At 71.5% G+C, this 25,723-nt stretch carries 27 protein-coding genes and 1 tRNA gene; 15 read left to right on the top strand and 13 right to left on the bottom strand.

The genetic code is table 11. The features are described from left to right. Positions 1 to 27 precede the first annotated feature (27 nt). Complete coding sequence (locus ACWD01_RS23385) at positions 28 to 528, top strand: YbjN domain-containing protein (RefSeq protein ID WP_451164730.1); 501 nt, start codon at positions 28 to 30, stop codon at positions 526 to 528. Between the two features lie 74 nt (positions 529 to 602). Here ACWD01_RS23385 and ACWD01_RS23380 read toward each other — a convergent pair whose 3' ends face one another. After that, positions 603 to 1,964, bottom strand: coding sequence for an MDR family MFS transporter (locus ACWD01_RS23380; protein WP_451164729.1), 1,362 nt, complete (start codon positions 1,962 to 1,964; stop codon positions 603 to 605). 155 nt (positions 1,965 to 2,119) lie between these two features. Between ACWD01_RS23380 and ACWD01_RS23375 the strand changes: the two genes are divergently transcribed. Further along, positions 2,120 to 2,881, top strand: a complete 762-nt coding sequence (locus tag ACWD01_RS23375) for a phosphoglyceromutase (RefSeq protein WP_356898714.1) — start codon at positions 2,120 to 2,122, stop codon at positions 2,879 to 2,881. A 101-nt stretch (positions 2,882 to 2,982) separates the two neighbouring features. Here the strand turns inward: ACWD01_RS23375 and ACWD01_RS23370 are convergent, their stop codons facing one another. Then, positions 2,983 to 3,741, bottom strand: coding sequence for a DUF6928 family protein (locus ACWD01_RS23370; RefSeq protein ID WP_451164728.1), 759 nt, complete (start codon positions 3,739 to 3,741; stop codon positions 2,983 to 2,985). Positions 3,742 to 3,867: 126 nt separating this feature from the next. Here ACWD01_RS23370 and ACWD01_RS23365 point away from each other — a divergent pair, with 126 nt between their 5' ends. After that, positions 3,868 to 4,269, top strand: a complete 402-nt coding sequence (locus ACWD01_RS23365; protein WP_451164727.1) for a DUF4234 domain-containing protein — start codon at positions 3,868 to 3,870, stop codon at positions 4,267 to 4,269. Positions 4,270 to 4,337: 68 nt separating this feature from the next. On the opposite strand, the gene ACWD01_RS23360 is transcribed toward ACWD01_RS23365, so the two are convergent. Further along, positions 4,338 to 4,487, bottom strand: coding sequence for a hypothetical protein (locus ACWD01_RS23360; protein ID WP_451164726.1), 150 nt, complete (start codon positions 4,485 to 4,487; stop codon positions 4,338 to 4,340). Positions 4,488 to 4,602: 115 nt separating this feature from the next. Further along, complete coding sequence (phoU, locus tag ACWD01_RS23355) at positions 4,603 to 5,280, bottom strand: phosphate signaling complex protein PhoU (RefSeq protein WP_451164725.1); 678 nt, start codon at positions 5,278 to 5,280, stop codon at positions 4,603 to 4,605. A 198-nt stretch (positions 5,281 to 5,478) separates the two neighbouring features. Here phoU and ACWD01_RS23350 point away from each other — a divergent pair, with 198 nt between their 5' ends. Beyond that, complete coding sequence (locus ACWD01_RS23350; RefSeq protein WP_451164724.1) at positions 5,479 to 6,735, top strand: sensor histidine kinase; 1,257 nt, start codon at positions 5,479 to 5,481, stop codon at positions 6,733 to 6,735. Then, positions 6,732 to 7,412 (top strand): response regulator transcription factor, encoded by a 681-nt coding sequence (locus tag ACWD01_RS23345; protein WP_356898719.1) that lies wholly within the window; start codon positions 6,732 to 6,734, stop codon positions 7,410 to 7,412. Before ACWD01_RS23350 ends, ACWD01_RS23345 begins: the two co-directional genes overlap by 4 nt. A gap of 122 nt (positions 7,413 to 7,534) precedes the next feature. On the opposite strand, the gene ACWD01_RS23340 is transcribed toward ACWD01_RS23345, so the two are convergent. Further along, positions 7,535 to 8,200, bottom strand: a complete 666-nt coding sequence (locus ACWD01_RS23340) for a DUF461 domain-containing protein (protein ID WP_451164723.1) — start codon at positions 8,198 to 8,200, stop codon at positions 7,535 to 7,537. Between the two features lie 560 nt (positions 8,201 to 8,760). On the opposite strand from ACWD01_RS23340, the gene ACWD01_RS23335 reads away from it, so the two are divergent. From ACWD01_RS23335 to ACWD01_RS23310, 6 genes are all read left to right on the top strand, one after another. Next, complete coding sequence (locus ACWD01_RS23335; RefSeq protein WP_003953493.1) at positions 8,761 to 9,243, top strand: CarD family transcriptional regulator; 483 nt, start codon at positions 8,761 to 8,763, stop codon at positions 9,241 to 9,243. 299 nt (positions 9,244 to 9,542) lie between these two features. Then, positions 9,543 to 10,280, top strand: a complete 738-nt coding sequence (gene ispD, locus ACWD01_RS23330) for a 2-C-methyl-D-erythritol 4-phosphate cytidylyltransferase (RefSeq protein WP_451164722.1) — start codon at positions 9,543 to 9,545, stop codon at positions 10,278 to 10,280. Beyond that, on the top strand, positions 10,270 to 10,785 hold the full coding sequence (gene ispF, locus ACWD01_RS23325; protein WP_451164721.1) for a 2-C-methyl-D-erythritol 2,4-cyclodiphosphate synthase: 516 nt from the start codon (positions 10,270 to 10,272) through the stop codon (positions 10,783 to 10,785). Before ispD ends, ispF begins: the two co-directional genes overlap by 11 nt. Positions 10,786 to 10,878: 93 nt before the next feature. Continuing rightward, a complete protein-coding gene (gene cysS / locus ACWD01_RS23320) occupies positions 10,879 to 12,273 on the top strand; it encodes a cysteine--tRNA ligase (protein WP_451164720.1) in 1,395 nt (464 codons plus the stop codon). A gap of 328 nt (positions 12,274 to 12,601) precedes the next feature. Next, complete coding sequence (gene rlmB / locus ACWD01_RS23315) at positions 12,602 to 13,552, top strand: 23S rRNA (guanosine(2251)-2'-O)-methyltransferase RlmB (protein ID WP_451164719.1); 951 nt, start codon at positions 12,602 to 12,604, stop codon at positions 13,550 to 13,552. Positions 13,553 to 13,711: 159 nt separating this feature from the next. After that, positions 13,712 to 15,334: a DoxX family protein gene (locus ACWD01_RS23310; RefSeq protein ID WP_451164718.1), complete on the top strand. Its 1,623-nt coding sequence runs from the start codon at positions 13,712 to 13,714 to the stop codon at positions 15,332 to 15,334. A 109-nt stretch (positions 15,335 to 15,443) separates the two neighbouring features. Here the strand turns inward: ACWD01_RS23310 and ACWD01_RS23305 are convergent, their stop codons facing one another. From ACWD01_RS23305 to ACWD01_RS23295, 3 genes are all read right to left on the bottom strand, one after another. Next, positions 15,444 to 16,166, bottom strand: coding sequence for a nucleotidyltransferase family protein (locus ACWD01_RS23305; RefSeq protein ID WP_356898879.1), 723 nt, complete (start codon positions 16,164 to 16,166; stop codon positions 15,444 to 15,446). Positions 16,167 to 16,280: 114 nt separating this feature from the next. Continuing rightward, positions 16,281 to 16,703, bottom strand: a complete 423-nt coding sequence (locus ACWD01_RS23300; protein WP_451164717.1) for a hypothetical protein — start codon at positions 16,701 to 16,703, stop codon at positions 16,281 to 16,283. A gap of 208 nt (positions 16,704 to 16,911) precedes the next feature. Further along, positions 16,912 to 18,036, bottom strand: coding sequence for an ABC transporter ATP-binding protein (locus tag ACWD01_RS23295; RefSeq protein WP_451164716.1), 1,125 nt, complete (start codon positions 18,034 to 18,036; stop codon positions 16,912 to 16,914). Between the two features lie 179 nt (positions 18,037 to 18,215). On the opposite strand from ACWD01_RS23295, the gene ACWD01_RS23290 reads away from it, so the two are divergent. Next, positions 18,216 to 18,289 (top strand) — tRNA-Thr (locus tag ACWD01_RS23290). 50 nt (positions 18,290 to 18,339) lie between these two features. Here ACWD01_RS23290 and ACWD01_RS23285 read toward each other — a convergent pair. Both ACWD01_RS23285 and ACWD01_RS23280 read right to left on the bottom strand, forming a co-directional pair. After that, a complete protein-coding gene (locus ACWD01_RS23285; protein WP_451164715.1) occupies positions 18,340 to 18,960 on the bottom strand; it encodes a hypothetical protein in 621 nt (206 codons plus the stop codon). After that, a complete protein-coding gene (locus tag ACWD01_RS23280) occupies positions 18,960 to 20,351 on the bottom strand; it encodes an NAD(P)/FAD-dependent oxidoreductase (protein WP_451164714.1) in 1,392 nt (463 codons plus the stop codon). Before ACWD01_RS23280 ends, ACWD01_RS23285 begins: the two co-directional genes overlap by 1 nt. An 87-nt stretch (positions 20,352 to 20,438) precedes the next feature. Here ACWD01_RS23280 and ACWD01_RS23275 point away from each other — a divergent pair, with 87 nt between their 5' ends. Together ACWD01_RS23275 and ACWD01_RS23270 are read left to right on the top strand one after the other, a co-directional pair. Then, positions 20,439 to 21,320 (top strand): aminoglycoside phosphotransferase family protein, encoded by an 882-nt coding sequence (locus ACWD01_RS23275; protein ID WP_451164713.1) that lies wholly within the window; start codon positions 20,439 to 20,441, stop codon positions 21,318 to 21,320. A gap of 25 nt (positions 21,321 to 21,345) precedes the next feature. Continuing rightward, the gene (locus ACWD01_RS23270; protein ID WP_451164712.1) at positions 21,346 to 21,816 is read left to right on the top strand and encodes an N-acetyltransferase family protein; all 471 of its coding nucleotides are present in this window, start codon (positions 21,346 to 21,348) and stop codon (positions 21,814 to 21,816) included. Positions 21,817 to 21,905: 89 nt separating this feature from the next. Here the strand turns inward: ACWD01_RS23270 and ACWD01_RS23265 are convergent, their stop codons facing one another. After that, positions 21,906 to 22,901, bottom strand: coding sequence for a zinc-binding dehydrogenase (locus ACWD01_RS23265; RefSeq protein ID WP_451164711.1), 996 nt, complete (start codon positions 22,899 to 22,901; stop codon positions 21,906 to 21,908). 71 nt (positions 22,902 to 22,972) lie between these two features. Next, complete coding sequence (locus ACWD01_RS23260; RefSeq protein ID WP_451164710.1) at positions 22,973 to 24,157, bottom strand: NAD(P)-binding protein; 1,185 nt, start codon at positions 24,155 to 24,157, stop codon at positions 22,973 to 22,975. Between the two features lie 118 nt (positions 24,158 to 24,275). Here ACWD01_RS23260 and ACWD01_RS23255 point away from each other — a divergent pair, with 118 nt between their 5' ends. Then, complete coding sequence (locus tag ACWD01_RS23255; RefSeq protein ID WP_451164709.1) at positions 24,276 to 24,944, top strand: pentapeptide repeat-containing protein; 669 nt, start codon at positions 24,276 to 24,278, stop codon at positions 24,942 to 24,944. Between the two features lie 56 nt (positions 24,945 to 25,000). On the opposite strand, the gene ACWD01_RS23250 is transcribed toward ACWD01_RS23255, so the two are convergent. Further along, entirely contained in the window at positions 25,001 to 25,501 is a 501-nt protein-coding gene (locus ACWD01_RS23250; RefSeq protein ID WP_451164708.1) for a hypothetical protein, read from the bottom strand. Positions 25,502 to 25,723 lie beyond the last annotated feature (222 nt).

Below are 25,723 nucleotides of genomic sequence, written 5' to 3'. Positions count from 1 at the left end.
CGCGCACCACTGACGTACGCTCGCCCCATGTCTGACGTGCAGCAGGTGACACGGGTCATCGAGCAGACCTTCAAGGACGCGGACCTCGAGTGGGAGAGCCCGGACACCGGCTCCTACGTGGTCAAACTCCCGGGCACCCGGAAGCTGTCGACGACGTGCTCGTTCCTCGTCGGCAAGCACTCGCTCTCCGTCAACGCCTTCGTCGTCCGTCACCCGGACGAGAACGACGCGGCCGTCCACCGCTGGCTCCTCGAGCGCAACCTCAAGCTGTACGGGGTGAGTTACGCGATCGACTCCCTCGGCGACATCTACCTTGTGGGCAAACTCCCGCTGTCCGTGGTCACGCCCGACGAACTCGACCGGTTGCTCGGCTCGATCCTGGAGGCGGCGGACGGCTCCTTCAACACGCTGCTGGAGCTGGGTTTCGCGAGTGCGATCCGCCGTGAGTACGAGTGGCGCGTCTCGCGCGGTGAATCGACCCGCAACCTGGACGCGTTCAAGAGCCTGATCGAGCGCCCTGCGACCTGACCCGCCCGGCCCGCACGACACGGGCGGCGGCTCGGGACCGTGCCTCCCTTCCTCCGACGCGGGCGGGCGCGGGCTCAGCCACCGATGGGCTCGGCCTTCTCGACGGTGACGGGCGCGGCCTGGCTCTGCCCGGCGTCCTTCCGCGCCGCCCCTTGCGCGTCCTTGAGTACGGCATCCGTCTTCACGGCGTCCGTCTTCACGCCGCCGGCGCCCGGTCCGTCGTGCTCCACCAGTGCCCGCCGCAGCAGCACCGTGTAGCCCACCGCGGCCACCGCGCCGACCATCGCGCAGCCGATCCACAGGACGTCCGGACCGGGTCCGTCCACGATCCAGCCCGCGAGAAGCGGGGCGACGAAGCCCGCCACCGCCCACGACATGCCCATCACGCCCTGGTAGCGGCCGCGCGCGTGTTCGGGGGCGAGGCGGGCGGTCGCGGCGGCGTTGGTCGGGACGTGCACCATCTCGCCGATCGTCCACACCACCACGGTCGCCGCGAACACCAGAGGCGTACCGGCGAGGGCCGTCGCCCCGGTGCCGACGGCGAAGAGCAGCGACGAGACGGTGAGCAGGGCAGCCGGCGAGCGTTTGTCCGTGATCCTGTTGACGAGCAGCTGAAGGGCGACGATCACCACACCGTTGACGGCGATGACCATGCCGTACGAATCGGCCGACAGCCCTTCGCCGGCCATGGTCAGCGGCAGACCGACCCACGGGGCGGTGAAGATCAGGCAGACCAGCAGGTTCAGCAGCACCAGGGTGCGGAAGGGCGCGTCCTTCAGCACGTCGAGGACGGTCACCCGCTCCTCCTCGACCGTCTCGCCGGCGCTGTCGACCCGAGCCTTGGGACGGGTCTCGCCGAGCCGGAGGAAGACGATCAGCGCGCACAGTGCCGTCGCGACGGCGTCGACGACGAACAGGGTCCGGTAGCCGAGGAAGATCGCGGCGCCACCGCCGAGAGCGGCGACGGCGAAGCCCAGGTTGAGGGCCCAGTAGTTGAGCGCGTAGGCCCGGCGGAGGTCGGCCTCGGGCACCATGTCCGCGATCATGGCGCTGATCGCCGGCCGCACGGCCTGCATCGCCACGCCCATGAGCAGCACCACGACCGCGATGGCCCAGGCGCTGCTGACCACGGCGAGAGCGGCGGCGCACGTCCCGCCGGCCAGGTGCATCGAGATCATGGTGGGACGCCGACCCCACCGGTCCGTGAGCATCCCGCCCAGCGGCGACCCGGCCACGCCGCCGAGTCCGTGCAGAGCGATGACGAGACCGGCGTACCAGGCCGAGTAGCCGAGTTCCTGCGTCAGATACAGGGACAGGAAGGTGAGGACGAACGCGCCGGTGCGGTTCACCAGCGTCGAGGTCCACAGCCACCAGAAGCCCTGCGGCAGACCCGAGACTGTCGCACGCGCCGGGCGGACGAGCGAAGCGATGGACATAACGGGAGCCCCCACGGCTGTAATGGTCTCAACAAGCAACCGCAAGTTACTGAGAGCGCGGCTCCCAGCGCCACTCAATTGACGGCTACAGCCAACCGAGTCCGCTCCTCGGGCAGCCGCGCGGCGCTCCGGAGGAGTCGATTAGGCTCGGGCGCATGGCCGACGCACCGTACAAGCTGATCCTCCTCCGCCACGGCGAGAGCGAATGGAACGCGAAGAACCTGTTCACCGGCTGGGTGGACGTCAACCTCACGGAGAAGGGCGAGAAGGAGGCAGTCCGCGGCGGTGAGCTGCTCAAGGACGCCGGCCTGCTCCCCGACGTACTCCACACCTCGCTCCAGAAGCGCGCCATCCGCACGGCGCAGCTCGCGCTGGAGTCCGCCGACCGTCACTGGATCCCGGTCCACCGGACCTGGCGGCTGAACGAGCGCCACTACGGCGCCCTCCAGGGCAAGGACAAGGCCCAGACGCTGGCCGAGTTCGGCGAGGAGCAGTTCATGCTCTGGCGCCGCTCGTACGACACGCCTCCGCCGGTCCTCGCCGACGACAACGAGTTCTCGCAGGCGAACGACGCCCGCTACCAGACGATCCCCAGCGAGCTGCGCCCCCGCACCGAGTGCCTCAAGGACGTCGTCGAGCGCATGCTGCCGTACTGGTACGACGGCATCGTCCCCGACCTCCTCACCGGCCGCACGGTCCTGATCGCCGCCCACGGCAACAGCCTGCGCGCCCTGGTCAAGCACCTGGACGGCATCTCCGACGCGGACATCGCCGGCCTGAACATCCCGACCGGCATCCCCCTCGTCTACGAGCTCGACGCCGACTTCAACCCGGTGAACCCGGGCGGCACCTACCTCGACCCGGCGGCGGCTGCGGCGGCGATCGAGGCGGTCAAGAACCAGGGCAAGAAGAAGTAAGCACCCACGAACAAGCCCCCGCCTGCGGCTTTCCGCGCGAGGCGGGGGCTTGGCGCTGTGCCGGGCACGCCGTTGGCGCATCGGCAAGGAGCGCTGTGGAGCTAGGGGCCGTCCCGCTCGATGAGCACGCCGTCGGGTCCCATCGTGTAGAACCGCACCGGCCTCATCGCTGCCACCGCTCTCCGTATCTCCGCCTCCTTCTCCGCAGGGTCGGGACCCTCCGGGTCTCGCACGAGGAAGCCGTGGAGTGCGATGTTCTCCGTGTCGACGTCCCCGGGCTCCGGCATGCCCTCCTGGATGAAGCCGCAGAGTGCGCGCAGTGCGTCTTCGGCGAGTTCCAGAGGGTGGAAGGGCAGGGCGTACGGTTCGGCTTCCTCGCCCGGCCACCGAATGACGTCCGCCGGGCGGTGCCCGGCCCAGTAGGGGAGCTCGAAGGGGAGCGGTTCTCCGATGTTCTCGATGATCCCGTGGTCCGGTGACAGGCTCAGGGACCGGATGAGACGTCCGTCCTCCCAGACGGCGAAGGCCAGCCAGTCGACCACGCTGTGCATGGCGTGGAGGATCAGCCGCCGGTCGGCGCTCGCCGCGACGAGATGTTGGGGGAGCTGCGACGGGGCATCGATCATCACGCGTCGATCGCAGACGATCTCCACGCCCGGCCAGCTTGCCGCGTAGGCCGTTCCATCGAGGGGATAGACGCCGCTGTAGAGGGCCGAACCCTCGCACGCCTCGATCTCCCAGCCCGGGTAGAGACGCCGCATCATGGCTGACGTCTGTTCCGGGTCCGCCTTTCCCACCTGCCGCAGCAGGTCCGGCGCATGGCCGTCGGCGTACACGAGCAGACCGGTCTTGGCTCCCAATGCCCCTCCCCGAACGCGCTCAGTCGTGGCCGCACCGTATCCCCCGGCTCCGACAACGGCCCCCGTTCCGCAGCGGCGCGCGGCGTGCGCGGGGGCGTGGTGAACTGGGTGGACAGGAGGTGCGTCGTGTCTGGTCGGGTCGGGAAGAACCGCAACATTCTGTTGGTGTGGCTGATCTGGCCGCTGATCACCCTGGGGGTGTACCACTTCGTCTGGTACTACAAGGTGAACCGCGAGGCCCGTGACTTCGATCGTCGGATCGAGGTCGATCCGGCGATCGCCGTGGTGGCCGTGCTCGTCGGATGGCTGGTGATCGTGCCGCCCTTCGTGTCGGTCTTCAACACCGGCCGGCGCATCGCCGAGATGCAGAAGTCGGCGGGGATGCGGCCCAGTTGCAATGCCTGGATCGGGCTGATCCTCATGATCGTCGCCGGTCTGCACTCGCTCTACTACCAGCACGAGCTGAACCAGATCTGGTCCCACTACGGGAACCCGGTCGAGGGTGAGCAGGTGCCTCTCGCGGTCTGAACGCCCAATACCGCAAGGGCCCCGTCCGGCATCGGACGGGGCCCTTGTCGCACCACGTGCGCGGAGTGTCAGCCGCAGCAGCCGCCGCACTGGCACGGGGCGCCCGACTGGCAGCCGCAGCCGCAGCCGGCGCCGCAGCCGCAGGCGCCGAGGACGGGCGGGAAGACCGCGTCGTGCGGGGTTTCCTGCCGGGGTTCGGTTGTGGGGGATTCAGCCATGGGTCCCTCCTCAAGGGCGTATGGGAATGCCGCCACGCCCATTGCAGCCCCGGCGGGCCGGGCGCATCAACGGCGCATGCGCGCAGGCTCCCCACGTGCGCCCCCTGCCGCGCCGCTACGCGCCCTCGACCGTGGCCTGCTGCTGCAGCTCGTCCGCGTGCTCGCCCGTGACCAGGTACACCACGCGCTTGGCCACCGACACGGCGTGGTCGGCGAACCGCTCGTAGTAGCGGCCGAGCAGGGTGACGTCGACGGCGGTCTCGATGCCGTGCTTCCAGCGGTCGTCCATCAGGTGCTGGAAGAGCGTGCGGTGCAGCAGGTCCATTTCGTCGTCGTCCTGCTCCAGCTGGAGCGCGAGGTCGACGTCCTTGGTGATGATGACCTCCGCCGCCTTCGCCATCAGGCGCTGCGCCAGCTGTCCCATCTGCAGGATCGTGGCGTGCAGGTCGTCCGGCACGGCGCGGTTGGGGAAGCGCAGCCGGGCGAGCTTGGCCACGTGCTGGGCCAGGTCGCCCGAGCGCTCCAGGTCGGCGCTCATCCGCAGCGACGTGACGACGATCCGCAGGTCCGTGGCGACCGGCTGCTGCCGGGCCAGGAGCGCGATCGCCCGCGCCTCCAGCTCGTGCTGGAGGTCGTCGACCTTCTGGTCGGCGGCGATCACGGTCTCCGCGAGCTTGAGGTCGGCGTCGAGCATGGCCGTGGTGGCGCGCCCGATCGCCGACCCGACCAGCCGGGCCATCTCGACCAGGCCCTCGCCGATCGAGTCCAGTTCCTCGTGGTACGCGTCACGCATGGGTGTCCCTCTCTTGATGCGACCGGGGTCCGGGTGGGGCTCGGAACCCCCACGCTCCCACGGTCGGTCGGTCAGGAGTCCGTGAACTCCATCCCAAATGAATCAGTACTTTCTCCTTGGTGAACTCTGAGCGACGACTGTTCGAGGTGCCACCCGTTTGGCTGGGAGCGTGCCCCGAAGCACGCATAACCTGAATGCATGGACGTGAACGCGGCTGTTGCCGCAGCGGCTGCGATCGCCGGTCTCTGCACCGGTGTCATCGCCATGCTGGCGTTCCGCTGGAGTGAGCGCGAACAGAGCCGCCCCACCCGGAGCTCGCTGCACACCGACGCGGTGCTTCCGCCCGGTGTCGACACCGTCCTGTCCGTCCTCAGAAGCTCCGCGGTCGTCCTCGACGAGTCCGACTCGGTGGTGAAGGCCAGCTCGGCGGCGTACGCCCTCGGTCTGGTCCGCGGCGGCAAGCTGGCCGTCGAACCGATGCTGCACATGGCCCGCGACACCCGCCGCGACGGCGAGATACGGCAGGTGGAGCTCGATCTGCCGCGCCGCGGTACCGGGCGCGGCGAGGCGCTGGCCGTCTCCGCCCGCGTCGCGCCCCTCGGCTCCCGGCTGGTCCTGCTTCTTGTCGAGGACCTGACGGAGGCCCGTCGGATAGAGGCCGTACGGCGCGACTTCGTCGCCAACGTGAGCCATGAGCTCAAGACCCCGGTCGGAGCGCTCTCCCTGCTCTCCGAGGCGGTCATGGACGCCTCCGACGACCCCGAGGCGGTCACCCGCTTCGCCGGCCGGATGCAGATCGAGGCGACCCGGCTCACCAATCTCGTACAGGAGCTCATCGACCTCTCCCGGGTGCAGAACGACGACCCGCTGGAGGACGCCGAGCCCGTGCGGGTGGACGAACTGGTCGCGGAGGCCATCGACCGCTCCCGGCAGACCGCGTCCGCCAAGCAGATCACCATGGCCGCGGGAGCCGCCTCCGACCTGCGGATATGGGGCAACCGCGGCAAGCTCGCCGCCGCTCTCGGCAATCTGGTCGAGAATGCCGTCAACTACTCGCCGGCCCGCACGAGGGTCGGCGTCTCCGCCCGCCGCGTCAACGCACCAGGCGGCGACCTGATCGAGATCGCCGTCACCGACCAGGGCATCGGGATCTCAGAGAAGGACCGCGAGCGGATCTTCGAGCGGTTCTACCGCGTCGATCCCGCCCGCTCCCGCGCCACCGGAGGCACCGGCCTCGGGCTGGCGATCGTCAAGCACGTGGCCGCCTCGCACGGCGGAGAGGTCACGGTGTGGAGCTCCGAGGGACAGGGCTCCACCTTCACCCTGCGCCTGCCTGAGGCAGGCGCAGCGAAAGACCGCGCAACCAGCGGCCGGGATCGCGTCGAAGAGGACGACGACCGGCCTTACGACACCGATCCCAACAGCGAAATCCCTGCCCCGGAGGTCCTTCCGTGACCCGAGTGCTCGTCGTCGAGGATGAGGAATCCTTCAGCGACGCCCTGTCCTACATGCTCCGCAAGGAAGGCTTCGAGGTCGCGGTCGCGGCCACGGGCCCCGACGGACTCGACGAGTTCGAGCGCAACGGCGCCGACCTCGTGCTCCTCGACCTGATGCTGCCCGGCCTGCCAGGCACCGAGGTGTGCCGCCAGCTGCGGAGCCGCTCGAACGTGCCCGTCATCATGGTGACCGCCAAGGACAGTGAGATCGACAAGGTCGTCGGGCTGGAGATAGGAGCCGACGACTACATCACCAAGCCCTACTCCACGCGGGAGCTCGTCGCCCGCATCCGCGCGGTGCTGCGCCGCCGCGGCGAGCCGGAGGAGGTCACGCCCGCCGCCCTGGAGGCGGGACCCGTGCGGATGGACGTGGACCGTCACGTCGTGACCGTCTCCGGCGGCAAGGTCGACCTCCCCCTGAAGGAGTTCGACCTGCTGGAGATGCTGCTGCGCAACGCGGGCCGGGTGCTGACCCGGATGCAGCTGATCGACCGGGTGTGGGGCGCGGACTACGTGGGTGACACCAAGACCCTCGACGTCCATGTGAAGCGGCTGCGCGCCAAGATCGAGCCGGACCCGGGTGCGCCGCGCTACCTGGTCACGGTCCGTGGCCTGGGGTACAAGTTCGAGCCGTAGGCCGCTGCCGCCGGCCGGTCCGTACCTACAGGAGAGCCGTGCGTACGGGTACGGAAGGGACGTACGGAAAAGGGGGCGCCCGCCGGTCTCGGCGGGCGCCCCCTTTTCCGTACGTCTGCGCGTCAGTGACCGGCGCCGTCCGTCGCGGTGGCCTCGTCGGACGGGGCGGCCTCGCCCTCGCCGCCCGCGGCCTCGGAGTGCGCGGGGTCGGTCTCCGTGGCGGCGGGGCTGCCGGACGGCGACTGCTCCGGGGACTGCTCCGGCGGGCTGGGGATCTCGCTGGGGCCCCACTCCTTGAAGTAGTTGGTCGCCGGGACGACCAGCGCCCGCACGTTCACGTTGCCGGTCTCGCTGAACCGGAAGACGACCTCCCGATTGACGCCGTGGTCGAGTTCCTGGCTGCCGTTCTCGATGACGGCGGTCGCGTTGCCCTCGCCGCCGATGACGACGCTGCCCTCCGCGGGGACGGAGACGGAGCCGGATCCCTCCGCGGGGGTCAGCTTCACCTGGGCCTTGGAGCCCGGCAGCGTGATCGATTCCAGCGTCTGCGGCTTGTCGCCCTCGTTGAAGATCGTCAGGCTCACGGCCGCCGGGCCCTCGGCGCCCGGCTTCGGCTGGGTGATGACGGTCACGTTCTGCAGTTTCAGGCTGTCGACCGCGACCGCGGCGTTGTCCGGCCTGACCCCGAGGGTCTGCGCGTCGTTGCCCGCACCGCAGGCGGAGAGCGAGGCGATCGAGAAGACGATGGCAGCGCCGGCCAGGGCACCGCGTCGAAGGCTGCTGCTCACGGCTGCGGCTTCTCCTTGTACGTACGGACGGGTGGTGGCTGTCACCGGCTGATCGCGTGCCAGCACCGGCTCAGGTTACCGAGCCGCCGATCACGCCCCGCACCCGACCCGCCCTTTGCCGGCACGGGTGCGGACGAACGGCCGGGAGCGCCGTCCGGCCGACGCGCCGGACCGGTGTGTTCACAAAACCGCGGTGATCAATTTCCGGGGTCGACACACATTCCTTACGAATACCCGGCGTTGATCAATTCGGGATTCTCGGGAGCGTCCGCCCGAACGGGTGAGCGGCGGCCGAACGGAGTACGGAAAGTTCACCATCAAGAACCCGGCAAATCGGGACGTTTAGTCTCTTGGGGGGTGGGCGCGGGGGGTGAAACGGCCGTGTTTCCGTCCGCCCGCGCAGCCGCTCCGACCTGCGAATACCGCACTCCGGAAGTCGTCCGCAGCACGTTCGTGTTGCTGTTGTCAAGCCCCGAGATATGCCCTGACCTGCGAAAACGCCATTCAGAAGAAGCTGTATCCGTGTTACCCTGGATAGCCACGGAAGGGGTACCTGTCACATGACGTTCAAGGTTGGCGACACCGTGGTCTATCCCCATCACGGGGCCGCGCTGATCGAGGCTATCGAAACTCGCCAGATCAAAGGCGTGGACAAGACCTACTTGGTGCTCAAGGTCGCCCAGGGCGACCTGACGGTTCGCGTACCGGCGGACAATGCGGAGTTCGTCGGCGTTCGCGATGTGGTCGGCCAGGACGGACTGGACCGGGTCTTCGAGGTGCTTCGCGCGCCGTACGCCGAAGAGCCGACGAACTGGTCCCGTCGCTACAAGGCAAATCTCGAGAAGCTCGCCTCCGGCGATGTCATCAAGGTCGCCGAAGTGGTGCGCGACCTCTGGCGTCGCGAGCGCGAGCGCGGGCTGTCCGCCGGCGAGAAGCGGATGCTCGCAAAGGCGCGCCAGATCCTGGTGAGCGAGCTCGCCCTCGCGGAGAACACCAACGAGGACAAGGCCGAGGCCCTGCTCGACGAGGTCCTCGCGTCCTGACGCACGGCAATGCCGCAGTGCCCGCCGACACGCTGTGAAATCACTCTGTGAAATCCAGTCTGCCGCCGGGCGCTGCGGCATGTGTGCGACGCGGTAAGCGCACGGCGGTCTCGCTCCTGACGGATCAAGGCCGCCGTCGCCGTACGTACTGTCGTGCCGGGCCCGGGCGGCTGGCGGAGACCTGGTCACGGAAGGGTCCGGTCAAGGCGTCGCGCCCGGCACTGCCCCAACCTACGGCCGGGGCACGCCCAGGCCATACCCATGTCGGCTGAGGAAACAAACCTGCCGGAGTGCAACCGATGTCTGACGATTCGCGCCACCACCGCACCGCCGCCGTGATCCCGGCGGCCGGCCGGGGCGTACGGCTGGGCCCGGGCGCCCCGAAGGCGCTCCGCGCGCTGAACGGCACGCCCATGCTCGTCCACGCCGTCCGCGCCATGGCCGCCTCGCGTGCCGTCTCGCTCGTCGTGGTGGTCGCACCTCCCGACGGCGTCCCAGAGGTGAAGCTGCTCCTGGACGCGCACGCCCTGCCCGAGCGGACCGACTACCTCGTCGTCCCGGGGGGTGACAGCCGCCAGGAGTCCGTACGGCTCGGCCTCGACGCGCTGCCCGACGACATCACCGCCGTGCTCGTCCACGACGCGGCCCGCCCGCTGGTGCCAGAGGAGACCGTCGACGCGGTCGTCGCGGCCGTGCACGGCGGCGCTCCGGCCGTCGTGCCCGCGCTGCCCCTCGCGGACACCGTCAAGCAGGTCGAGCCGGCCGCCAAGGGCGAGCCGGAGCCCGTCGTCGCCACTCCGGACCGGGCGGTCCTGCGGGCCGTCCAGACCCCGCAGGGCTTCGACCGGGACACCCTCGTCCGCGCCCACGGCACGGTCACGGACAATGTCACCGACGACGCGAGCATGGTCGAGCAGCTGGGCCTGCCGGTCGTCGTCGTCCCCGGCCACGAGGAAGCCTTCAAGGTGACCCGGCCGCTGGATCTCGTACTGGCCGAGGCGGTACTCGCCCGGAGAAGGGCCAACGATGGCTTCTGAGCCGCTGCGCCTGCCGCTGGTCGGCATCGGCACCGATGTCCACGCCTTCGAGAAGGGGCGCGAGCTGTGGTGCGCCGGGCTGCTCTGGGAGGGCTCCGACAGCGACGGGTACGGCCTCGCCGGCCACTCCGACGGTGACGTCGCCGCCCACGCCGCCTGCGACGCCCTCTTCTCCGCGGCCGGCGTCGGCGACCTCGGCGCCCACTTCGGCACCTCCCGGCCCGAGTGGTCCGGCGCCTCCGGGGTCGCCCTGCTCACGGAGGCGGCACGGATCGTGCGCGCGGCCGGGTTCGAGATCGGCAACGTCTCCGTTCAGGTGATCGGCGTGCGGCCGAAGATCGGCAAGCGGCGCGACGAGGCGCAGAAGGAGCTGTCCGCCGCGGTCGGCGCGCCGGTCGCCGTCTCGGGGACCACGACCGACGGGCTCGGTCTGACCGGCCGGGCCGAAGGGCTCGCCGCGATCGCGACGGCGCTCGTCGTCAGAACGGCCGACGGTATCGGCTGACACGGAACGGCTCAGGGGAGACCGGGCGCGCACCCGGCGCCGTGTCCCGGAAGGTGTATCGAGGCACTACCACGCGCCCACTACCCTTGTTGCGTGACCATTCGCCTGTACGACACCAGCGCCCGGCAGATCCGTGACTTCGCCCCTCTCGTGCCGGGTTGTGTCTCGATCTACCTGTGCGGCGCGACCGTGCAGGCCGCACCGCACATCGGGCACATCCGGTCGGGACTGAACTTCGACATCATGCGCCGCTGGTTCGACTACCGCGGCTACGACGTCACGTTCATCCGCAACGTGACCGACATCGACGACAAGATCATCGCCAAGTCCGCCGACCAGGGCCGCCCGTGGTGGTCGATCGGTTACGAGAACGAGCGCGCCTTCAACGACGGCTACGAGGCCCTCGGCTGCCTCCCGCCCACCTACGAACCGCGCGCCACCGGCCACATCACCGAGATGGTCGAGATGATGCGCGGCCTCATCGAGCGCGGACACGCCTACGAGTCGGACGGCAGCGTCTACTTCGACGTGCGGTCGTTCCCCGAGTACCTGGCGCTCTCCAACCAGGACATCGACGATCTGCGCCAGCCCGACGAGGGCGTCTCCGGCAAGCGCGACCCGCGCGACTTCGCCATGTGGAAGGCGACCAAGCCGGGCGAGCCGTCCTGGGAGACGCCCTGGGGCCGCGGCCGTCCCGGCTGGCACCTCGAGTGCTCGGCCATGGCGCACAAGTACCTGGGCTCGGCCTTCGACATCCACGGCGGCGGCCTCGACCTGGTCTTCCCCCACCACGAGAACGAGATCGCGCAGGCCAAGGCCTACGGCGACGCCTTCGCCTCGTACTGGGTGCACAACGCCTGGGTGACCATGAGCGGCGAGAAGATGTCCAAGTCGCTCGGCAACTCGGTGCTCGTCTCCGAGATGGTCAAGAACTGGCGCCCGATCGTCCTGCGCTACTACCTCGGCACCCCGCACTACCGCTCGATGATCGAGTACAGCGAGGAGGCGCTGCGCGAGGCCGAGTCGGCGTTCGCGCGGATCGAGGGTTTCGTCCAGCGGGTCGTCGAGAAGGCCGGCCCGGTCGTCCCGGCCGCGCAGGTGCCGCCCGCGTTCGCCGAGGCCATGGACGACGACCTCGGGGTGCCGCAGGCCCTCGCGATCGTCCACACCGCCGTCCGTCAGGGCAACAGCGCCCTGGCCGCCGACGACAAGGAAGCGGCTGTCTCCCGCCTCGCCGAGGTCCGTGCCATGCTGGGTGTCCTCGGCCTCGATCCGCTCGACCCGCACTGGGCCGGCGAGACCGACCGTGGCGAGGACCTCCACGGAGTCGTCGACACCCTCGTGCGCCTCGTGCTCCAGCAGCGCGAAGCGGCCAGGTCCCGCAAGGACTGGACGACGGCGGACGCGATCCGTGACCAGCTGAACCAGTCCGGGCTCGTCATCGAGGACGGTCCGGACGGGTCCCGCTGGACGCTGGGACCCCGCTAGGGTCTTTCGTTCGGATCAGGCCGGATCAGTGAGCGGGGTCTGGTGCATGGGGTCTCCCCAGGCCCGCCAGGGCCGAGGGGACGCATCGCAAGGCGGAGGAAGGAGCCCACGAGGTGGGGGCACCTCCCGTGCCCGAAGGGCTACGGGGGAGTAGGCGACTGACGACAACGCAGCGAGGTGCGGCACCAGGGCACGCGAGCCCGGCAAGATCCGAACGAGAGGCCCTAGGGACTGGCCCTCGCGTCCGCAGCACCAGGCGCAATGTGCCGCCCGGCGACCCGGGCGGCACACTTTCACTCAACGACGCGATCCAGAGGAACGAAAAGTCATGGCCGGGAACAGCCAGCGCAGGAACCGCCGTACGTCCAACAAGAAGGGCGCGCAGGTCGGCAGCGGTGGCAAGCGGCGTCGCGGGCTCGAGGGCAAGGGCCCCACGCCGCCCGCCTCCGCCCGCAAGGGACACGTCAAGAACCGGGTGGCCAACGCCAAGGCGAAGCACAGCACCCGCCGGCCCGTCGCCCGCCGCGGCGGCAAGGGCACGTCCGAGATGGTCGTCGGCCGCAACCCCGTCTTCGAGGCGCTGCGCGACGGCGTGCCCGCCTCGACGCTCTACGTGCAGCAGTTCATCGACAACGACGAGCGGGTGCGCGAGGCGCTCCAGCTCGCCACCGGGCGCGGCAACATCAACATCATGGAGGCGCCGCGCCCCGAGCTCGACCGGCTGACGAACGGGCTCAACCACCAGGGCCTGGTGCTCCAGGTCCCGCCGTACGAGTACGCGCACCCCGAGGACCTGGCCGCCGCAGCGTTCGACAACGGCGAGGACCCGCTGATCGTCGCCCTCGACGGCGTCACCGATCCCCGTAACCTCGGCGCGGTCGTCCGCTCGGTGTCCGCCTTCGGCGGTCACGGCGTGGTCGTCCCGGAGCGCCGCGCGGCCGGTATGACCGCCGGTGCGTGGAAGACGTCCGCGGGCACCGCCGCCCGGACGCCCGTCGCACGCGCCACCAACCTGACGCGTGCCATCGAGGCGTACCAGAAGGCCGGTCTGACGGTCGTCGGTCTCGCCGCCGACGCCGAGACCGAGGTCGGTGACCTCGAGGCGCTGGGCGGGCCGCTGGTGATCGTCGTCGGCAGCGAGGGCAAGGGCCTGTCCCGGCTCGTCGGGGAGACCTGCGACGTCCTCGTCCGCATCCCCATGCCGGGCGGCGCCGAGTCGCTCAACGCGGGTGTCGCGGCCGGTGTCGTGCTGTACGAGGCGGCCAAGCGGCGCGCATGACGTTGTTGTCCGGTCCCGTCGTTTTCTGGCGGGCCGGAGACCGACTTCGGGCGGTTCGTGGCGGACTCGGGCGTAAAGCGGACGATACGGAGTCCTTGACGGGTCTCGGACAGATCGGGCTCGTCGGGGCCGTGCCCTAAACAGCCATCACTCGGTTAGATGAGTGTGGACACCAGAACGCCCCGGTCCGGGTTCGATGATCAGCCTGCGCTGAGCATGGTCAAGGTGGACTGCGATCCCGCGCAGGTCATCGTCAACCACGCCAGCTTCCGGGTGCAGCTCTCCCAGAGCCCGCGCCCCGCACGTGCCCTGGCGAACTCCGCGCGCCTCGCCCCCCTCGCCGGCGCCGCCCCGGCGCGGCGCCGGGCGCCCGTCGTGTGGAGCGGCAGGTCGGCGCCCGGTGACTCCGGCGCGACCGGGCTCCTCCAGGCCGTACGCAACTCCACCATGGAGCACGACGCCTACAGCGGGACCGCGACCCAGGTCCTGCCGCGCGTCTCCCTCGAGGAGACCGTGCCGGCCCCCACGGTCCCCGCGCCCGGCGGCCCGGGCCGCGACAAGCCGCTGCTGCCGCCGATGCGGCAGGCGGTCGGCGCCTACGACGCGTACGACACGGACCCGCCGTCCGGCCGCCCCGACGACGACCCGCGGCCCTCCGGCGGCCCGCAGCCCTACGACGCCGGCACGTACGACGTCGAGCGCCACGACGAGTCCTTCGACCGGGACCGGCGCCCGGCGCAGCGCCACGGCGCGGACTCCGTACGGCACGCGTACTACCCCGGCCGCCGGATGAACCTGGGCGTGGTGCTGCTGCCGCTGCGCGTGCTGCTCGGGTTCATCTCGATCTACGCCGGCATGGGCAAGCTCTGCGACCCCGTCTACTTCGACGGCGGCGACCGCGGCTCCCTGGTGAAGTGGCTGGGCGCCCTGAACCCGTGGGCCCTCGGGGAGCCGCTGCGCGACTTCGCGCTCGCCCACCCGGTCGGTTCCGGCCTCACGGTTGCCTTCCTCCAGGTCATCGTCGGCGTCCTGACCGTGCTCGGACTGTGGCAGCGGGTCGCGGCCGTCTTCGGCGCGCTGCTGGCCGCCGCGCTGGTCATGACGGTGAGCTGGAGCGACGTCCCCGTCTACGAGACGCCGGACATCATCTACTTCGCCGCCTGGTCGCCGTTGATCATCGCCGGCGCTCCCGTCTACTCGATCGACGGCCGCCTCGCCGGTGAGGCCTGGCGCACCCTGGGGCCGCGTTCCGAGCTGTGGAACCTGCGCCGGCGTGTGCTGCGGCGCGGCGGTCTCGCCGCCGCCGTCGTCGTCGGGCTCACGATGCTCGTCGGTTCGGTGCTCGGCGGAGCCGTCCGCTCCGAGGACGTGGTGACCGTCCCCGGGCCGAACCAGCACCCGACCAACCATCTGCCCGGCGCACCGCTGACGACGGAGCCGGGCGAGGGGCGCGGCTCCTCGGCCGCGGCGCGCGAGGACGAGGACAAGCCCTCCCCGTCCGCCAGCCGGACCGCGGAGAAGCCCCGGGAAGAGGCCTCTACGCCCCCTCCGGCGGACACGGTGCGGGAGAGCGGCCAGGTCGCCGGTACGCCCAGCGAGACGCAGGGCACCGGGCAGCAGCCGCCCACCGAGGAGCAGCCCGCGCCCCCGCCCCCGCCCTCCGGCACCACCGGGCCGACCTCCACGGGCGGCAGCAGCTCCGGTGATCCGACCGGTGGCTCCGACCCGGGCGGCGACACGGGCTCGAACGGCGGTGGCGTGATCGGCGGGCTGCTCGGCTGACGGCCGGGCGCGCGGCGCCGCGTGACGGCGTGAGGAGGGGCGGCCACCGGATCCCCGATCCGGTGGCCGCCCCTCTGTGTCCGCGTGCGGCCGGTGGCTGCCGTGTGCCTCAACGCACCTTGGTGTCGAGCTCCTTGGCCGCCTCTGTGAGGTCCTTCGCGGTGTCGATCGCCCGCCAGTAGGCCCCGTTCGGCAGCGGGAAACCCGCCAGCCGGCGCTCGCGCGCCAGCCGCGGGAAGGTCGTGCGCTCGTGGTCGCCGATGTCGGGCAGCAGCCCCGTGAACGCGGCGGAGAAGACGTACACGCCCGCGTTGATGAGATACGGCGACGGGGGAGACTCGATGAAGTCCGTGATGTGCCCGAAGGCGTCCGTCTCGACGGCTCCCCAGGGGATGCGGGGGCGCGCGAGGGCGAGGGTCGCCGTGGCGTCGCGCTCGGCGTGGAACGCGGCCATCTCGCGCAGCGAGAAGCGGGTCCAGATGTCGCCGTTGGTCGCGTACCAGGGCCGGTCGGGATGGGGCAGGCTCGCCGCGGCGTATTTCAGGCCGCCGCCGCGGCCCAGCGGCTCCGTCTCCACGACGGTCGTGACGCGCAGCGGCAGCACCGCGCTGTCCAGCCACTCCTGGAGGACCTCCGCGAGGTGGCCGCAGGACACCACGGCGTCCGTCACGCCCTCCTCGGCCAGCCAGGCGAGCTGATGGCCGATGATCGGGGTCCCGGTTCCCGGGATCTCGACCATCGGCTTGGGGCGGTCGTCCGTGTACGGGCGCAGCCGCGAACCCTGGCCGCCCGCCAGGACCACGGCCTGCGTCGGAAACGTAGGCGTTTGCATGGCGTGAACGATATGCGGCCCGTCCGCCCGTCACCGCGACGGGTACGACGGGCCTCTACGGGCGGTCCTGTGCACGAGGGGCCCCAGGCCCGGACGAGAGGGCGCCGGGAGCCGTTAGGAGCCCTGGGCCCGCTCCGAGACGCCCGTGGCGAAGGAGGTGTCGCAGACGGGCCGGGAGAAGCGCTGGGCGCGCGTCGGCCCGTAGCGCTCCACGGCGGCGCGGCCGAGGGACCGGGCGATCGACACGCAGTGCTCGGCGAGCGACGGGCGCGCCTCGACCTCGCGCTGGAGGTGCGTGAGGGCCACGCCGGGGTCCTTCGTCTGCAGTTCGGCCAGCAGCCGGTCGCGCAGGAGCTCCTGCGGGGCGCGGGGCTTGGCGCGTACGGACACGTTCTCCGAGGAGGCGGTGAGCATCTGAGACTGTGTGGCCTGCCCCGCCCACGGGACGGCGGTGACCGCGAGGGTTCCCGAGAGCACCAGGACGACAGGCAGAACAAGGGCGAGTGAGCGGCCGATTCGGCGGGCTGTGTGGGTCACGCGAGTGAGCGTAGCGTCCAGTGATGATATGGCGACATTTAGTCACTCACGCGAGGGACCGTTCTATGTGTCTTTTCGAATCGCATGTTGACGCGGTGCCGTGAAATAGGCCAAATGCCCTGCCTGTCGGGGTATTTGTCGCTTGAGACGAAAAGCCGGGCTCCGCACCGAAGTGCGGAGCCCGGCCCTGTCCCGGGGGCGACTGCCGTCAGTCGCTGAGGCGTTCGCCCGTCGACGTCGAGAAGACGTGGAGCTCGCCCGCCTGCGGGACGACGTGCAGCTCGCTGCCCTTCTCGGGGACGCTGCGGCCGCCGACGCGGACGACGAGGTCCTTGTGCTGGCCGCCGACCTCGGCGGAGCCGTACACGTAACCGTCGGCGCCGAGCTCCTCGACCACGTTCACCGACACGGCGAGACCGGCCGGGGCGTCCTTGGAGAGCGTCTTGGCCTCGGCGCCGAACTCGACCACGTCGAAGTGCTCGGGGCGGACACCGACCGTGACCGTGGTGTCGCCCTTGTCGGCGGCGGCGGACAGGGCCTCGCGGGAGACCGGGACGACGCTGTTGCCGAACCGCACACCGCCGTCGGTGATCGGCACCTCGACCAGGTTCATGGCCGGGGAGCCGATGAAGCCGGCGACGAAGAGGTTGGCCGGACGGTCGTACATGTGGCGCGGCGAGTCGACCTGCTGGAGCAGGCCGTCCTTCAGCACGGCCACCCGGTCGCCCATGGTCATGGCCTCGACCTGGTCGTGCGTGACGTACACGGTGGTGATGCCGAGACGGCGCTGCAGGCTCGCGATCTGCGTACGCGTCGACACACGGAGCTTGGCGTCGAGGTTCGACAGCGGCTCGTCCATGAGGAAGACCTGCGGCTCACGCACGATCGCGCGGCCCATCGCGACACGCTGGCGCTGACCGCCGGAGAGCGCCTTCGGCTTGCGGTCCAGGTAGTCGCTCAGGTCGAGGATCTTCGCGGCCTCCTCGACCTTCTTGCGGATCTCGCTCTTGTTGACACCGGCGATCTTGAGCGCGAAGCCCATGTTGTCGGCGACGCTCATGTGCGGGTAGAGCGCGTAGTTCTGGAACACCATGGCGATGTCCCGGTCCTTGGGCGGCAGGTGCGTGACGTCGCGGTCGCCGATCCGGATGGATCCGCCGTTGACGTCCTCGAGACCCGCGAGCATGCGCAGGGAGGTCGACTTGCCGCAGCCGGACGGTCCGACGAGGACGAGGAATTCGCCGTCCTCGGTCTCGATCTCGAGCTGGTCGACGGCGGGCTTCTCGGAACCCGGGTAGATCCGGGTCGCCTTGTCGAACGTGACAGTAGCCATGCTGAAGCGTCTCCTTCACCGGCAGGAACGTGCCGGACGATCCGTTGTAAGGGAGTGGTGTAGTCCAACGGAATGGACCTGCCGTGACGCTACCCGGACAGGTGGCGTATGTCAGCAGTTCATGGCTGGTGAAAATTCTTGACCATGGTGGTCCGGGGGTTCGTTACACTGCTCTGGCTGCCTCCTTAGCTCAGTTGGCTAGAGCGCTTGACTTGTAATCTTGAGGTCGTCGGTTCGACTCCGACAGGAGGCTCTGCGCAGCACGGAAGGCCCCGGCAGCTGGATGCCGGGGCCTTTGTCGTTTCAGGGGGCCGTCTGGCGCGTACGTGCCATGACGCCCCGGCCGCGGACCCGTGTGTGCGGGCCGATCGCGAGCGGATCGACGCTGAGCGCCCCGGCCAGCCCGGGGGCCATGTCCCAGAGCCGGAACTCCCACTCGTCCTCGTCGTCGCCCACGGCCGCGCGGACCTCCGCCTCGTACGGCAGCGGTGCACCGGCGGTCAGTTCCTCGTCCTCCGGTTCCCCGGTGAACGACGCGCGGCGCAGAACGCGGCCGTTCTCGGCGACGAGCCAGGCGGAGCCGTCGCACTGCGCGCCGAAGTAGTACGCCTGCGCCTGGCCGAAGCGGGCGCTGAGGCGTTCGCAGAGTGCCGGCATGTCGGGCTCGGTGGGATCGCACCAGGCGCCGACGACGAGCGTCCAGCCGTCGAGCTCGGGCGTCACGAAGACCCGGTCGTATCCGTGGTCCGGGTCGTGGGCGTCGTCGTGGGCGTCGTCGTCGACGGCTGCGACGGCGGCTTCGAAAGCGACCGGGCGGGGGTCGGTGAGATCCATGGCGTCGAGGACCGCCGCCTGGTCGCCGGTGGGGAGGGCGAGCCAGTGCAGCCAGCAGGCGTGGATGGGCACCGGGGTGTCGGTGGGCATCAGTGCCGGCCGGAGATCTTGTCGGCCAGGGTGGCGAGGCGGTCGGTGGTGGGGGTGTGGGTGGTGGACTCGTGGTGGTCGGCCCTGCGGTAGGCGGCGTAGAGGGTGCGGACGCCGAGCCAGCGCAGCGGTTCCGGCTCCCACTTGCGGACCTTGTGGCCGACCCAGGGCAGGGCGGTGAGGTCCGTCGGGCCCGACTGGCCGGAGTCCTGCCGGATCAGGTCGCGCAGGGTACGGGCGGCCAGGTTGGAGGTGGCGACGCCGGAGCCGACGTAGCCGCCGGCCCAGCCGAGGCCGGTGGAGCGGTCGAGGGTGGCGGTGGCGCACCAGTCGCGGGGGACGCCGAGGACGCCGGACCAGGCGTGGTCGACGCGGGCCCCGGCGAGCCGGGGGAAGAACCGGACGAGGACGTCGCGGAGGGCCTCGACCGTGGCGGGCTGCGTGCGGCCGTCGTGGTCGGTCCGCGAGCTGTAGCGGTAGGGGACGCCGCGGCCGCCGATGGCGATGCGGTCGTCGGCGGTGCGCTGGGCGTACACGTAGGCGTGGGCCATGTCGCCGAGCGTCTCGCGGCCGGACCAGCCGATCTCGGCCCAGACGTCCTCGGGCAGCGGCTCCGTGACGATCATGGAGGAGTTCATCGGGAGCCAGGTGCGGTGCTGGCCTTTGAGGGACGCGGTGAAGCCCTCGGTGCAGCGCAGGACGTACGGGGCGCGGACGGTGCCGTACGGGGTGACGGCGTGCTTGGGCCGGATCTCGGTGACGGGCGTCGACTCGTGGATGGTGACGCCGAGGGCCTCCACGGCGGCGGCGAGGCCCTTGACCAGTTTCACCGGGTGCAGCCGGGCGCCGTGCGGGGTCCAGCTGGCGGCGACGGCGCCGCTGACGCGGACGCGTTCGGCGGTTTCGCGGGCGCCGAGCAGGACGCGGTCCTTCTCGCCGAAGGCGACCTCGACGGAGTGGAAGTCCTTGAGGCGCCGGAGCTGGGCCGGGCTGTGCGCGATCTCGAGGACGCCGCCCTTGTGGATGCCGGCGTCGATGTTCTCTTCTGCGGCGACACGGACGACCTCGTCGACGGTGTCGTTCATGGCCTGCTGGAGGCGTACGGCGGCGTCGTGGCCGTGGAGCCGCGCGAAGCGGTCGCGTCCGGCGATCCCGTTGTAGAGCCAGCCGCCGTTGCGCCCCGAGGCGCCGTAGCCGCAGAACTTGGCCTCCAGGACGGTGATGTCGAGGAAGGGCACGGCCTTCTTGAGGTAGTACGCGGTCCACAGGCCGGTGTATCCGCCGCCGACGATGCAGACGTCGGCGGTGCTGTCGCCGGGGAGGGGCTCGCGGGGCGCGGAGGCGCCGTCCTGTGCGTACCAGAACGATATGCCGCCGTTGACGGTGCTCATGTGGTGTGCCGTTCCCTGCCGATGGTCGCCTGCGTCTGGCGGGAATCTACTGCTCGGCCCGGGGTTTGGCGACATACGATCACCGGCGTGATCGAGATTCCCCGGGAGCTGGTCGCGTCCCTGCTGTCGTACGGCGAGGAGTCCGGGCGGGCCGTCGTGGCGATGCTGCCGGGGCGGGCGGCCGAGTTCCTGGACCGGTGGGAGCTGCGGCTCGCGGGTCCGTCGATGTACGGGCGGGTGTCGCTGGTGCTGCCGGTGGTCCGCCCGGACGGGGCCCGGGCGGTGCTGAAGCTCCAGCAGCGGGACGAGGAGACCGAGGGCGAGTGGCTGGCGCTGCGGACCTGGGCGGGCGACGGGGCGGTGCGGCTGCTGGAGCACGACGCGGCGACGGGGACGGTGCTGCTGGAGCGGGCGGCGCCGGGCCTGCAGCTGTCCTCTGTAGAGGACGGCCGGGAGGCGACGGCGGTGCTGGCGGGGCTGCTGGCACGGCTTTCGGCGGTGGCGGCGCCCGAGGGGCTGCGGCGGCTGGGCGACATCACGGCGCGGATGCTGCACAGGGTGCCGGCGGCGGTGGAGTTGCGGCCGGACGAGGAGGAGCGGCGGCTGTTGCGGGACTGCGCGGCGGCGGTGCGCGAGGTGGCGGACGAACCGGGCGACCGGCTGCTGCACTGGGACCTGCACTTCGGCAACGTCCTCGCCGCCGAGCGCGAGCCGTGGCTGGTGATCGATCCGAAGCCGCTCGTCGGGGATCCGGGGTTCGAGCTGTTGCCCGCGCTGTGGGACGGCGCCGGCGGGGACGACGTGCTGTGGCGGTTCGACCTGATGACCGAGGTGCTGGGGCTGGACCGGGAGCGGGCGCGGGCCTGGACGCTGGGCAGGGTGCTGCAGAACAGCCTCTGGAGGGCCGAGAACGGCAGGGGACCGGACAGCGGGCTGGTGCTCGTCACGCGGACGCTGCTGGCGCGATGAGCGGCTGTCCGTGCAGGCTGGGGCCATGATTCGCAACGCCACACCCGCCGACGTGCCCGTGATCCACGCGATGGTCCGGGAGCTCGCGGACTACGAGAAGGCCCTGCACGAGGCGAACGCCACCGAGGAGCAGCTGCGCGAGGCGCTGTTCGGCGAGCGCCCCGCCGCGTTCGCGCACATCGCGGAGACCGAGGACGGAGAGGTCGCCGGTTTCGCGCTCTGGTTCCTGAACTTCTCGACGTGGCGCGGTGTGCACGGCATCTATCTGGAGGACCTGTACGTGCGTCCGCGGCTGCGGGGCGGCGGGCACGGCAAGGCGCTGCTGACGGAGCTGGCGCGGATCTGCGTCGAGCGGGGATACGAGCGGCTGGAGTGGTCGGTGCTGAACTGGAACACCCCGTCGATCGAGTTCTACCGGTCGCTGGGCGCGCGGCCGCAGGACGAGTGGTCGGTGTACCGGCTGACGGACGGGGCGCTCAAGAGCCTGGGGTCGTAGGGCTTCGTGGGGCGTCGTACGGCTTCGGGGCACGGGCCGGCCTCAGGGGGACCAGGACTCAGGGGATCAGGACTCAGAGGCTCAGGGACTCAGGGGATCAGGACGACCTTGCCCATGGTGCCGCGCGTCTCCAGGGCCCGGTGTGCGCCGGCGGCGTCGGCGAGGGCGTGGCGCTGGACGGCGGGGCGCAGCCGGCCGGCGGCGGCCTCGGCGAGAGCGCGGGTCTCGAGGGCGCGCAGGCCGCCTGCCTTCTCGAGCATGGCGGGGCCGAGGACGCTCTGCGAGGTGATGCCGCGTTCGGCGAGCTCCTCCTCGGTGAGGGTGAGGGGGCTGTCGGACCGGATGCCCTGGCTGGACCAGCCGAAGACGATGTGCCGGCCGCCCTTGCCGAGGAGGCCGACGGCGGCCCGGCCCGCGTCGCCGCCGACGGAGTCGTAGACGACGGTGGCGCGCCGGTCGCCGAGGTGGGCGCGTACGGCCTGTGGCCAGTCGGGCCGCCGGTAGTCGACGGCCAGGTCTGCCCCGTTGTCGCGGACGCGGGCGGTCTTGGCGGGGCCGCCCGCGAGGCCGACGACGGTGGCGCCGGCGTTCTTGGCGCACTGGACGATCAGGGTGCCGATGCCGCCCGCGGCGGCGGGGACGATCACGGTGTCGTCGGGGCCGAGTTCCGTGTACTGGAGGATGCCGAGGGCGGTGCGGCCGGTGCCGATCATGGCGACGGCTTCGCTCGCGTCGAGGCCGGCGGGGATCTCGTGGAGTCTGCCGGCGTCGGTGACGGCCAGTTCCGCGTAGCCGCCGGGGGCCGGGCCGAGGTGGGCGACGACGCGCTTGCCGAGCCAGGCCGGGTCGGCGCCCTCGCCGAGGGCGTCGACGGTGCCGGCGACCTCGCGGCCGGGGACGGTGGGCAGCTCGGCGGGGGCGCCGAAGGGGCCTGCCGCGCCTTCGCGCAGCGCGGTGTCCAGGAGGTGCACGCCGGCGGCCGCGACGGCGATCCGCACCTGGCCGGGGCCGGGTACGGGGTCGTCGGTGGTCTCGTACGTGAGGTTCTCGGCGGGGCCGAAGGCGTGCAGGCGGACGGCGTGCATGGGTGGGCTCCCTCGTGCTGCGGACGGGCCGTGGTGGTGCCGTGGACCCTGGGAGCCTCCACTCTCCAACCTCAAGTCCGCTTGAGGTCAAGGTGGTTGCGGGCGGCCGGGTGCCGACTGCCGCGCAGCGCCAGCGAGGTGGCTTCGAGCGCGCTGTTGAACGACACCTCGGACAGCAGGCCGGGGGCGGCCACCTGGTCCCCGGCCAGATACACCCCGTCTCCGCGGTCGATGCCGGGACGGTCGCGCCACGTGGTGCCCGGCAGGTCGACGGCCCCGGTGCGGCCGCTCGCGACGGCTTCGCGCCGCCAGACCGTCCGCTCCCGCCAGCCGGGGAAGCCCAGGTCGAGCAGGGTCTCCGCGTGGGCGACGCCGTCGGCCTTGGACCGGTCGGGGCCGATGGGCAACTGGCCCTGGACGAGCTGCTCCCCGGCGGGGGCCAGCGTCGGGTCCTGGGCGGTGAAGCGTTCCAGCCAGCCGGGGGCGTCGAGGTCGGAGATCGCGAACGGGTCGCCGCGCCGGGTGCGCAGCGCCAGGTCGATCAGGGTGGTGCGGCCGCTGGGCCAGCGCAGGGTGTCGTCGCCGAGGAGACGGCGGGCGGCGTCGAGGGTGGTGGCGACGACGACCGGGCCGTGGCCCTCGGGCAGCGCGTCGACGCGGGAGGTGGTCTCGATGCGTACGCCGAGGTCCCAGGCGCGGGCGGCCATCCGTTCGAGGACCTGGCCCCAGCCGCCGCGCGGGTAGTGGGCCTCGGGCGGGAGGGCGGTGGCTCGGCGCAGCCGCTGCTGGACGAACGCGGCGGACAGTGAGCCGGGGTCGTGGTGGAAGAGGGCGACGCCCATGTAGTGGGCGGCGGCGCGGGCGGCCGTCTCGCCGGCGACGGAGGTGGCCCAGCTCAGGAAGTCCGTGTCGACGGGGGCTGCCTCGGCGGGGCGGCGGGCGAGCCGCAGCATGGCGAGCGGCGGCGTCCTGCGCAGTGCGCCGTCACGGCGGAAGCGCAGGCGCGTGGCTTCGAGCGGCGGCAGCGGCGCGAGCGGGCCGAGGAGGCCGTGCTGCTTGAGCCAGGTCCAGTGGGGGCCGCGGTGGTAGAGGGCGTGCGGGCCGTCGTTGGTCTTGTAGGGGCCCTCGCCGGTGCGCCCGCGTCCGCCCAGGGTGTGGTGGGCCTCGTACAGAAAGACGCGGGCGCCGGACTCGGCGGCGGTGACGGCCGCGGTGAGACCGGCGAAGCCGCCGCCGATGACGGTGATCTCCTGCATGGTGTCTCTCTCCTGCTTCGCTCGACGCTCTCTCACGACTGGGACGGACCGGGGGCCGCGCGGCGTGACATCGGACGGCCGGAGGGGCGTTGTCAGTGGCGCATGTCACTGTGGGGTCATGGCGAAAGCGCGTAGGCCGGCGGTGGTGGCGGCGAGGGTGACGCAGGTGCGGTTGCCGCGGATCGAGACGTTCGGGGGCGGGGCGCTGGAGCCGGACGGGGACTACGACGGGGTGGAGTTCTCCGGCCTGGATCTGGGTGGACAGACGGGGGCGGGGGCGCGGTTCATCGACTGCGCGCTGCGGGAGTGCGCGCTGGACGGGACGGGGCTGGGCGGGGCGCGGTTCGTGGACTGCGTGCTGGAGGGCGTCCGGGGGGTGGGGGCGGACCTCGCGGGGGCGTCGCTGCGGGATGTGGAGGTGCGGGAGGCGCGGCTGGGCGGGGCGCAGTTGCACGGGGCGGTGCTGACGGGGGTGGTGCTGCGGGGCGGGAAGATCGACTATCTGAATCTTCGGGAGGCGAGACTGACGGATGTGGTGTTCGACGGCTGTGTGCTGTCGGAGGCGGATTTCGGGGGTGCCCGGCTGGAGAGGGTCGAGTTCAGGGACTGCGCGCTGCGGCAGGCGGACTTCACGGCGGTGCGGATGAAGGACGTGGACCTGCGGGGTGCGACGGAGCTCGACATCGCTCGTGGGGTGGAGCGGCTGTCGGGTGCGGTGATCAGCCACGGGCAACTGTTCGACCTGGCACCGGCGTTCGCGGCGCAGATCGGCGTGCGGGTGGAGTAGCGGTGGGCGGGCCCGGTGCGGGGGCCGGGCCGTGCTTCGGCCGGGCGGCGCTCCGGTCAGGCGGTGCGGGGGAAGCGCGCCTGGAGGTCCCAGATCACCGGGTTGTCGCCGAGGCCCTCGTGCATGTCGGTGAGGTCGGCGATCAGGTCGTGCAGGAAGTCGCGGGCCTCGCGGCGGAGTTCGCCGTGGTTGAAGGTGAGGGGCGGCTCGTCGCCGGGCATCCAGTCGGCCTCGACGTCGACCCAGCCGAAGCGGCGCTCGAAGAGCATCCGGTCGCTGGACTCGGTGAAGTCGAGCTCGGCGTGGAGCGGCTTGGCCCGGCGGCTGCCGAGGGGGTCGCGGTCGAGCTGCTCGACGATGTCGCACAGCGCCCAGGCGAAGTCGAGCACCGGCACCCATCCCCAGGCTGTGGACACCTCCCGGTCCTCCTTGGTGTCGGCGAGGTAGACGTCGCCGCAGAAGAGGTCGTGGCGCAGCGCCTGCACGTCCGCGCGCCGGTAGTCGGTCTGCGGCGGGTCGGGGAAGCGGCGCGAGAGGGAGTAGCCGATGTCGAGCACGTGGTCGATGGTGTCATGCGGGGCGGCGCGGCGGGCCCAGCGGGGCGGGGTGGGCCGCTGCGCGGGGCGTTCCCCTACCCGCCCCTTCCCGGGGCCGGGCTCTGCCCGGACCCGCGCCTCAATCGCCGGGCGGGCGGGGTTATACCGCGCCGGCCGCGGTGTTGGGGCACCGCGGGGCGGGGGGGGACGGGCCCCCCGCGGGGCGCCGCCCCCCCGGCGCCG

Source organism: Streptomyces sp. NPDC002835, from assembly GCF_053591995.1.
This window is presented reverse-complemented; position numbering and strand designations above follow the sequence as displayed.

What these genes read in the sequence shown, in the direction of transcription:
- ACWD01_RS23385 (WP_451164730.1), top strand. Translation starts at nt 28, where the DNA reads ATGTCTGACGTGCAGCAGGTGACACGGGTCATCGAGCAGACCTTCAAG.
- ACWD01_RS23380 (WP_451164729.1), bottom strand. Translation starts at nt 1,964, where the DNA reads ATGTCCATCGCTTCGCTCGTCCGCCCGGCGCGTGCGACAGTCTCGGGT.
- ACWD01_RS23375 (WP_356898714.1), top strand. Translation starts at nt 2,120, where the DNA reads ATGGCCGACGCACCGTACAAGCTGATCCTCCTCCGCCACGGCGAGAGC.
- ACWD01_RS23360 (WP_451164726.1), bottom strand. Translation starts at nt 4,487, where the DNA reads ATGGCTGAATCCCCCACAACCGAACCCCGGCAGGAAACCCCGCACGAC.
- phoU (WP_451164725.1), bottom strand. Translation starts at nt 5,280, where the DNA reads ATGCGTGACGCGTACCACGAGGAACTGGACTCGATCGGCGAGGGCCTG.
- ACWD01_RS23350 (WP_451164724.1), top strand. Translation starts at nt 5,479, where the DNA reads ATGGACGTGAACGCGGCTGTTGCCGCAGCGGCTGCGATCGCCGGTCTC.
- ACWD01_RS23335 (WP_003953493.1), top strand. Translation starts at nt 8,761, where the DNA reads ATGACGTTCAAGGTTGGCGACACCGTGGTCTATCCCCATCACGGGGCC.
- ispD (WP_451164722.1), top strand. Translation starts at nt 9,543, where the DNA reads ATGTCTGACGATTCGCGCCACCACCGCACCGCCGCCGTGATCCCGGCG.
- ispF (WP_451164721.1), top strand. Translation starts at nt 10,270, where the DNA reads ATGGCTTCTGAGCCGCTGCGCCTGCCGCTGGTCGGCATCGGCACCGAT.
- rlmB (WP_451164719.1), top strand. Translation starts at nt 12,602, where the DNA reads ATGGCCGGGAACAGCCAGCGCAGGAACCGCCGTACGTCCAACAAGAAG.
- ACWD01_RS23310 (WP_451164718.1), top strand. Translation starts at nt 13,712, where the DNA reads ATGAGTGTGGACACCAGAACGCCCCGGTCCGGGTTCGATGATCAGCCT.
- ACWD01_RS23305 (WP_356898879.1), bottom strand. Translation starts at nt 16,166, where the DNA reads ATGCAAACGCCTACGTTTCCGACGCAGGCCGTGGTCCTGGCGGGCGGC.
- ACWD01_RS23295 (WP_451164716.1), bottom strand. Translation starts at nt 18,036, where the DNA reads ATGGCTACTGTCACGTTCGACAAGGCGACCCGGATCTACCCGGGTTCC.
- ACWD01_RS23285 (WP_451164715.1), bottom strand. Translation starts at nt 18,960, where the DNA reads ATGCCCACCGACACCCCGGTGCCCATCCACGCCTGCTGGCTGCACTGG.
- ACWD01_RS23280 (WP_451164714.1), bottom strand. Translation starts at nt 20,351, where the DNA reads ATGAGCACCGTCAACGGCGGCATATCGTTCTGGTACGCACAGGACGGC.
- ACWD01_RS23270 (WP_451164712.1), top strand. Translation starts at nt 21,346, where the DNA reads ATGATTCGCAACGCCACACCCGCCGACGTGCCCGTGATCCACGCGATG.
- ACWD01_RS23265 (WP_451164711.1), bottom strand. Translation starts at nt 22,901, where the DNA reads ATGCACGCCGTCCGCCTGCACGCCTTCGGCCCCGCCGAGAACCTCACG.
- ACWD01_RS23260 (WP_451164710.1), bottom strand. Translation starts at nt 24,157, where the DNA reads ATGCAGGAGATCACCGTCATCGGCGGCGGCTTCGCCGGTCTCACCGCG.
- ACWD01_RS23255 (WP_451164709.1), top strand. Translation starts at nt 24,276, where the DNA reads ATGGCGAAAGCGCGTAGGCCGGCGGTGGTGGCGGCGAGGGTGACGCAG.